The organism is Enterococcus sp. NBRC 3427 (assembly GCF_007996925.1).
Lineage (GTDB): Bacteria > Bacillota > Bacilli > Lactobacillales > Enterococcaceae > Enterococcus_B > Enterococcus_B lactis.
Genome location: NZ_BJLL01000079.1, coordinates 1 through 7,975, shown reverse-complemented (window position 1 = coordinate 7,975; position 7,975 = coordinate 1). Strand labels below are relative to the sequence as shown.

Below are 7,975 nucleotides of genomic sequence, written 5' to 3'. Positions count from 1 at the left end.
CAGATGCAAGTTTTTGAACACCGTTTATTGAGAGGTTGTGAAATCAGCGTTTTGACCTGAGTGTTAGAGAAACAAACGGCAAAATAGTTCCTCATATTTTGCCGTTTGTTGAGCTAATACTGAGGGTTAGCTGATTCAGTGGTTGTGAAAAAGCTTCCCTGCCTCAAGTAGTAAGAACTCTCAAAAGTTAGCTTTCTAGACAAACTTTTGAACATTGATTCATTCCATACGCTCCTTCTTTTAGGATTCTCCTCTCTTTTCCCGATACTCCTTGGGGGATCTGCCGACAATCTTCTTGAATAATTTAGAGAAATACGTGGTATTGTTGTAGCCAATCTCACTTGCTATTTCATTGATGTTTTGATTACTGTGCAAAAGCAACTGCTTTGCTTTTTCCATACGTAAATGGTTCAAATAAGCTGAAAAACTTTTTTTCGTTTCTTTTTTGAACAACTGCCCTAAATACATGACATTTAAATGCAAACTTTCTGACACTTCTTTGAGTGTAAGTGGTTCTTGATAATGCTGATGCAGGATTTCGATTACTTTTTCTACATTGCCACTGTACTTTCTCTTTCTCTGGTGCTTTTGGACGAACGACAGAAGTAGCTGGTGGAGTTCTTGCACCGTTTTTGCCCGATGAATTTTTTCGATTCCTTGTAAATATTCTTCATCTTCTAGATCAATCAATTCCCGTTGAATCTCCATAAACAGTAAAAAGCTGGAGTACCGGATGTCTTCCGGCATCATGGCTGCTAATTGAAATTGTTCGAAAAAATCAGTGATCATTTTTTGGGCAACATCCAATCGTTTATTTTGCAACACACGTCTGAAATTTGAAAAATCGATGGTTTGCCCTTTTGTTGTTGCTTGTACTGCATAAAAAACATGCTCGTCTTTATCTCCATAAAATTGATGCAACTGTAGATTGTCTTTTGCTTGTTGAAATGTTTCAGGGATCTTGTCCGACGAATCTGTCTCTTCCCCGATACTGATCAGCCATTCCTGATCAGGAATGTTTTCTTGAATAAAACAGCAGAATCCATCAACTTCATCTGCCTCCAACAAAAGCGTAATCAATATACGGTCTCCGTAATTTCTTTGATAGTAAAAGATTTGCTGATGTTCTTTCAACCATGTATTGATAAGAGGATCATGAATTCTTGATAATTGGATCAATACTATTCTATGCTGTTTTTCACTGATTTGTCCTATTATTTCTTCTTCACTTGCTTCATCTAACTCTTCACTCAACCATTGACTGAATAATAGTTCCTGATAGATTTCTTGCTGATTTTTTTGTTCATTTTGCTGGTCTAACCGTGTTTTGATTTTCTTGAGGCTTTCAATCAATTCGAACTTATTCACGGGTTTCATCAAATAATTCACCGCGCCTAACTGCATGCCTTCTTTCAAATAATCAAATTCTTGGTACCCGGACAAAATCATAAATTCAAAATTATGATGTTCTTTTTGAGCCGCTTCAATAAATTCCAGTCCGTTTATTTCTGGCATCGTCACATCCGTTACCACTAGATCAATCCGCTGTTGTTCAAGGACAGATAGTCCTTCTTTGGCATTCTCCGCTGTTGCTGCTATTTGAAAACCTAAACTTTTCCAATCAATTATCTTTTTCAACCCATTCAAAATCATATATTCATCATCTACCAATAACACCTGATACATGTTCATCCCTCCTTGAATGTAATAGAAACAGTCAGTCCACCTGTCTCATTATTCTCAAGCGACATGTAATAACTGCTGCCGAAATTGGCACGTAAACGTTCATTCACGTTTTGCAGACCGATTGATTTGTGAAGTTCCACTTTGGGATGAGACAGTTTTTCTTCCACCTGTTTTAGCCGTTTTTCAGTCATCCCTCTTCCATTATCTTTGACGATGATCCTAACCCTCTTGTCTTCCTGTAAGACTTTGACACTTAGGGCATTATCAAATCGAGTAAAATCAATACCATGTTTAAAATAATTTTCAACTAATGGTTGAATCACAAATTTGGGTACTTCGATTTTTTCTAAATCAGGATCGATCATAAAATGATAGGCCACTCGATTAGGATAACGCATTTGATATAAATAGACATATTTTTCGCAAAAGTCCAGTTCTTCTTTCAAAGAGATCGTCTTCTCTTGATTTGTGTTGTTTCGGAGCAAGGCGGAAAAAGCGTATACAACATCTGCTAATTCTTCGCTTCCTTCGCTGATTGCATACATTCGGATATATTCTAATGTATTGTATAAAAAATGCGGATTGATCTGTGCTTGAAGCGCCCGCATATGTGCATCTTGCTGTTTGATTTCTAGTTTGTAGATGTCTTCGACAAATTGATTGATGCTATCCAACATTTCGTTGATACCGATTGAAAGTTCCTTTAGTTCATATTCCGTTTTTGTTGTATCAATCTGTGTTTCTAAATTCCCTGCTGCCGTTTGCTCCATTGCCTGCATGACAATGGATATTTGCTGTGAATATCGTTTGAATGTTTTATAAAGAAAGATAAGCAATATACTGTCTAAAACAATGATACCGACAATCAGCGGTGCAAGGTTTTTCCCCGTTTCGATTTTTACGCTTTTTTTATCTAATACAGCTAATATTCGGTAATCATCCGACAGTTCTTGATGTTGGATAAAATTATTTTTTCTCAGATTAGCAATTGGCAATTGTGAATTTTTCTGAAGACTCTCTGAGATAATCGTTTCTTGTTTTCCAAACGTTTCTTTAGCTATTTTATTATCATGGAACGTATACAAGCGATTTGTCGTGCCAGAAATCATGTATAAAGAGAGTCCATTGAATGACGTTAGATTCTCTAAAATCGTATCTAGCTCTTTCTTTTGGAAACCGATAAAAATACTGCCTGACTCAGCTCCTCCTTGTGTGATAGGCAACTTGATATAAAAGGCATCTAGTAATTTTGGCGTTCCTGCTTTTACTTCTCCGCCTTTGTTTTCTCTAGAGGATTCATAATACTCCGGTAGCTGATTCAACACGATATATACCGCACTTAGTTCTTCATAATTTATATAAAGATCTTTGATTTGATTTGGGAAAGAAACTAATTCGTCGGTGCTGTTTTGCTGCTCATATACATACATCAAATACTGATCTATGGGTTTTGTTAAGTAGGTAGTGACATTTTCAATTTTTTCGGAATCACCGACGAGCTGGTTTTTAATGATCCTACTCAAAGTGGTTTTGTCATTCAGCATTCTGCTTGTACTTTGAACGGCATCACTTGTCATGTTTTCTGCCTGCTTTTGGTTTTGATCCCACGTATGGACACTAAAAATAATAGTAGCAGTCATCGTTACACCAATCATGATAACCGCATATTTCCTTAACAGCCGATTTAGTAAGGTTCCTTTTGAAAATAGAATCCGGATCCTATTCATAACTTTCCAACTGTTTATCTAACTCTTCACGCCACTGTTTCGTCATCGTGCCATTCCAAACCGTCAAAAGACCAATGACACCAAATAGGATCAATCCTTTGAATTGCCAAGTCACAGCTATAATTACACCGCTACCAATAATTATTTTTAGAAAAGACGAAAAGCTGGAAAAAACCGAAATAAAACTCAGCTTTAGTAGATTAGGAACAGAGATCGTATATTCACTGTCTAAAATCATACTGTATTGATAAGTAGCAAATAGGCAAAATAAGGCAAAAAGCAAAATAAAATCAATAGCTAAAAAAATGAGCCCTTTGATTTGAACAGATAGATATAGATTGTAGCTCAATAAAGCAGTACTAGATAAAAATAAACCAAATAGCAGATTTCCTCTTAAAAAATTTCTTTTATATATATTCCAGCCTCTTTTTAACATGATTTCTTTATACTCGAATCCATATAAATAAAATAACTCATTGACTGTTTTCCATGCCGTACCTAATCCAAAGATGATTCCACCGACAAACGTATATATCCAGAAATATAAGGTTAGTTTTATAACGACCCAGATCCGGATAAATAACTCTTCCAAAACCTTCCCTAACATATCTTCTCCTCCAAACATTAAGTTTCTACTTTCTCATTATACAAAAAAGGTTGGGCAATCAGCACCTTGGTCTGAGTATTAGAGAAACAAACGGAAAACTAGTTCCTCATATTTTACCGTTTTTTGAGCGAATACCGAGGGGCTGCTGATTGAACACCGCTTACCAAGAGGTTGTGAAATAGCCGCTTAGTTTCGAGTAGTAAGAAAAATTTTGTGAAAATGGCTTTCCACATTTTTACATAAATTTAGCTTAATACCGAGTTTGAACACCGTTTATTCGGAACAAGAGGTTGCGACACGTTTTTGTCACAACCTCTTTGTCTTTATTCATTATTGTTCTTGTCGAAACTCGTCATATTGTTTTTGCATTTCTTTCAATACCTTGTCATAACCAGCTTTATCTAAAGCTTCTTTTAATTTCGGCAATGTTTCATCTGGATCAACAGTTCCTGTATTCAATCCATCCAAATACTGGTTCATGACATTTGAAATATTACTTAATTCAGTTTTCACACTGTCCGTGTTGAAGCTGAATCCTAAAATCGGTGAAGTTTCTGCTTCAGCAATCGATTGGTCGCGTTTGGCAATCATGTCATCCGTAATGGACTCTTGTGTATATAGAATCTTATTGTTTCCTGTATTCCAAGCAGACATATGTGTGTTTGGCTGATAACCATCTAGCAATTTGATTTTATCCTCTGAACCATCGACTTTTTCCCATGCTTCTCCTTCGATTCCCCAAACAAGTCCATTCAATAATTCTGGATCACTGTTAATCAGCCCTAGAAGTTCTACTGATTTTTCTTTATTTTTTGAAGTATTGGATACGACAAAATTTGCCATTTGTGCTTGAGCTGTAGATTTCAATGGAACAGTAATTGCTTTTGAAACTAGTTCTTGTTTTGCTGCATTTGTCAAAATCGTATCGCCATAATCATAGGGTCCTTGTGTTTCTCCACGCATCAGCCAAGTATTTCCTTCTAGTGGATAGTCCTTATTGCTCGTTGCAGCGTCACTTGGAATGAGTCCTTGTTTGTACCAGCTATGCATCGTACGCAACAGTCCGATATACGTTTCATTGTCGTATTGATTGATGATTTTTGAATCATCTCCATCCAGATCAATAGCAAATGGTAAAGTGTTCCCTAAAGGATAGTCAAAGTTTCCTTGGACTTTGAATCCTTGTCCAATCGCAAAAGCGGCCGTGTTTGGTTCTTTTTCATGGAATTCCTTCAAAACTTTTTCTGCATCAGCGTAAGATTGGATTCCATCAATTGAAAGATCATATTTATCTAGTAAAGCTTTGTTAAAAGTAAGTACTTGTTGAGCAAAGACATTTCCATTTACTGGAAAGGCATATAATTTCCCATTCACCAAATTTCCTTTGATATAAGCTTCGTCTAAATCATTATACGCTTTTTCAGCATACTTAGGCGCTAATTCAGTCAAATCAGCAAAGGCTCCTTTTTGAGCATTGGAAACATAGTTGTTCGCAAAGGCGATATCGTAATTTTCTCCGGAAGAAATGATGACGTTCATTTTCTTTTCGTAATCGCCCCAACCAATGTAATTGATATTGACTTTTGCACCGATCTCTTTTTCGATTCGTTTGTTTGCCACTTCCATCAATTGATCGAAATTATCCGGTTTATCGCCGATTTGATACATCTGCAAAGTGTCCGAATTACTAGCTTCTGCTTTCTCTTTAGAACCAGAACCTCCGCATGCCGCTAATGTACCTACCAACAATACTGAAACACCTGTAAAGGCTAGTTTCTTCCATAACTTCATTTTTCTTCCTCCTAGTTTTATGATTTATATTTTTTTCTTTATTCTTTTACTCCACCGATCGTTAGACCTTTGACAAAATGTTTCTGGAAAAATGGATAGCTGATTGCAATAGGCAACGTAGAGATAACTACGATCGCCATTCTGGCGGATTCTCCTGGAACTGAAGCTAGCCTACCTGTCAATTGGCTTCCTGCTCCTGAATTTTGCGTCAGATATTGAATATTACTTTGGATTTTCATCAAAAGATACTGTAGTGGAACTAGCTTATCATCTTGAATGTATAGTAAAGCATTGAACCAGTCATTCCAGTAACCCAATGCGGCAAATAAGCTGATTGTCGCGATACCAGGAACAGCTAACGGTAAAACGATTTGAACGAATATTCGAAGTTCGCTAGCTCCGTCGATCCGCGCCGATTCAATAATCGAATCAGAGACCGAACGTTTAAAGAATGTGCGCATCACAATAATATTGAAGGGGCTGACAGCCATTGGCAAGATCAATGCCCAAATCGTATCTTTTAACTGGAGAAGATTTGTCATAACAAGATAATTGGCTACCATACCGGGTGAGAACAACATCGTAATCAAACAAAAAACGGTAAAAAAACGACGGAATGGAAAATTTGACCGCGAAATCGCATAAGCATATAAAGAAGTAGCCGTGCTATTGATCAGTGTACCTAAAACAGTGACAAGCATAGTAACATAAAGCGCTTGGAAAATTTTATCCTGCATCTGATCGAACAAGTACGTATAACCAAATAGACTGAATTTTTCTGGCCAAAAACTGTACCCGTGCGTCGACAATATGGACTCATCGGTAAAAGAGATGGCAATAACAAATATAAATGGCAAAATACAGGAAATAGCAAAGAGTGCAATCATTATATTAGAGAAAAAATTGGTCGTCTTATTGAAAGAACGGACTTGGACTCTCTCCACTTTCTTTTTTTTCATTTTTTTCCTCCTTAGAATAATGCAGAGTCGCTATCAAAACGACGGGCGACCGTATTTGTGATCATCAATAAGACAAAACCGACAACTGATTGATAAAGTCCTGCAGCAGCCGTCATACCAAAATCTCCTGTGGATGTCAGCCCATTGTAGATATACGTATCCAAAACTTGAGTCACATCGTACAATGCACCGGAATTCCTAGGAATGTTATAAAACAGGCCAAAATCAGCTCGAAAAATGTTTCCTACGGCTAAAATCGTTAAAATCGTCATCAATGGAATCAGTTGTGGTATCGTCACATGTTTGATTTGCTGCCATTTGCTAGCTCCATCAACCATAGCAGCTTCATAATAAGTCGGATCGATTCCCATAACAGATGCAAAGTAAATGATGCTGTTATAACCAATCCCTTTCCATGTACCGATGAACACTAAGATAAATGGCCAATATTTCGGTTCATTATACCAATTGACAGCTTCTCCTCCGTGTCCAGTAATCCACTGGTTGAATATTCCTTTGTCGGGACTTAAAAAGGCGTAAACGAAGTAACTGATAATGACCCAAGATAGAAAATAAGGGAGCAAGGACATCGTTTGATAAACTTTAACAAGTCGTTTATTTCTCAACTCGCTCATAATGATTGCAAATACGACTGAAATGAGCAGATTTAAAAGGATAAATGTTACATTATATAAAATTGTATTTTTAGTGATGAGAAATGCTTGGTCCGAAGAAAATAAAAATTTGAAATTTTCCCAACCCACCCAAGGACTTTCCCTCAGGCTAGCCAAGAACCCATCTGCTGAAATATGAAAATTTTTGAATGCTACGACATTCGCCATTACAGGTATGTAAAAGAAAAAAATCATCCAAAGCATACCCGGTACAGCCATCAGGACAAGTGCTTTATAACGCCATAGATTCATAAAAAAATGATTGAACCCCTTTCGTTTTTTCATCTAAAAACCCCTTTCGATTCATTCGCAACGTCATTATAGCGCTTTCAATAATGAGAATAAATAAACAAAGTATAGGGAAAATGAAACAAAGTATAGGAGAGGTTGTGAATTCAGCGTTTTGTCCTGAGTATTAGGGAGATCGTGACCTTACTATCTAACTCTGAGTCACAAGGAACAATGGGGACTGTGACAAAAGTCTTGTCACAGTCTCTTATTCCGAACAAACAGTGTTCCAGAAGTAGCTTC

The 7,975-nt window shown here is 36.9% G+C and carries 6 protein-coding genes; all 6 read right to left on the bottom strand.

Annotated features, from left to right (window positions below):
* Positions 1-240 precede the first annotated feature (240 nt).
* Positions 241-1,692, bottom strand: coding sequence for a response regulator transcription factor (locus tag ESP02_RS12305; RefSeq protein ID WP_002374185.1), 1,452 nt, complete (start codon positions 1,690-1,692; stop codon positions 241-243).
* A complete protein-coding gene (locus ESP02_RS12300; protein WP_002374183.1) occupies positions 1,689-3,413 on the bottom strand; it encodes a sensor histidine kinase in 1,725 nt (574 codons plus the stop codon). The genes ESP02_RS12305 and ESP02_RS12300 overlap by 4 nt, the downstream gene beginning before the upstream one ends.
* A complete protein-coding gene (locus tag ESP02_RS12295; RefSeq protein WP_025478472.1) occupies positions 3,406-4,020 on the bottom strand; it encodes a YesL family protein in 615 nt (204 codons plus the stop codon). The genes ESP02_RS12300 and ESP02_RS12295 overlap by 8 nt, the downstream gene beginning before the upstream one ends.
* A gap of 330 nt (positions 4,021-4,350) precedes the next feature.
* Positions 4,351-5,811 (bottom strand): ABC transporter substrate-binding protein, encoded by a 1,461-nt coding sequence (locus tag ESP02_RS12290; RefSeq protein ID WP_002374178.1) that lies wholly within the window; start codon positions 5,809-5,811, stop codon positions 4,351-4,353.
* A gap of 38 nt (positions 5,812-5,849) precedes the next feature.
* The gene (locus ESP02_RS12285) at positions 5,850-6,770 is read right to left on the bottom strand and encodes a carbohydrate ABC transporter permease (protein ID WP_038399122.1); all 921 of its coding nucleotides are present in this window, start codon (positions 6,768-6,770) and stop codon (positions 5,850-5,852) included.
* A gap of 11 nt (positions 6,771-6,781) precedes the next feature.
* Entirely contained in the window at positions 6,782-7,729 is a 948-nt protein-coding gene (locus ESP02_RS12280; RefSeq protein ID WP_002310829.1) for a sugar ABC transporter permease, read from the bottom strand.
* Positions 7,730-7,975 lie beyond the last annotated feature (246 nt).

Coding starts and splice junctions, on each gene's coding strand:
- ESP02_RS12285 (WP_038399122.1), bottom strand. CDS start 6,770: ATGAAAAAAAAGAAAGTGGAGAGAGTCCAAGTCCGTTCTTTCAATAAG.
- ESP02_RS12290 (WP_002374178.1), bottom strand. CDS start 5,811: ATGAAGTTATGGAAGAAACTAGCCTTTACAGGTGTTTCAGTATTGTTG.
- ESP02_RS12280 (WP_002310829.1), bottom strand. CDS start 7,729: ATGAAAAAACGAAAGGGGTTCAATCATTTTTTTATGAATCTATGGCGT.
- ESP02_RS12300 (WP_002374183.1), bottom strand. CDS start 3,413: ATGAATAGGATCCGGATTCTATTTTCAAAAGGAACCTTACTAAATCGG.
- ESP02_RS12305 (WP_002374185.1), bottom strand. CDS start 1,692: ATGAACATGTATCAGGTGTTATTGGTAGATGATGAATATATGATTTTG.
- ESP02_RS12295 (WP_025478472.1), bottom strand. CDS start 4,020: ATGTTAGGGAAGGTTTTGGAAGAGTTATTTATCCGGATCTGGGTCGTT.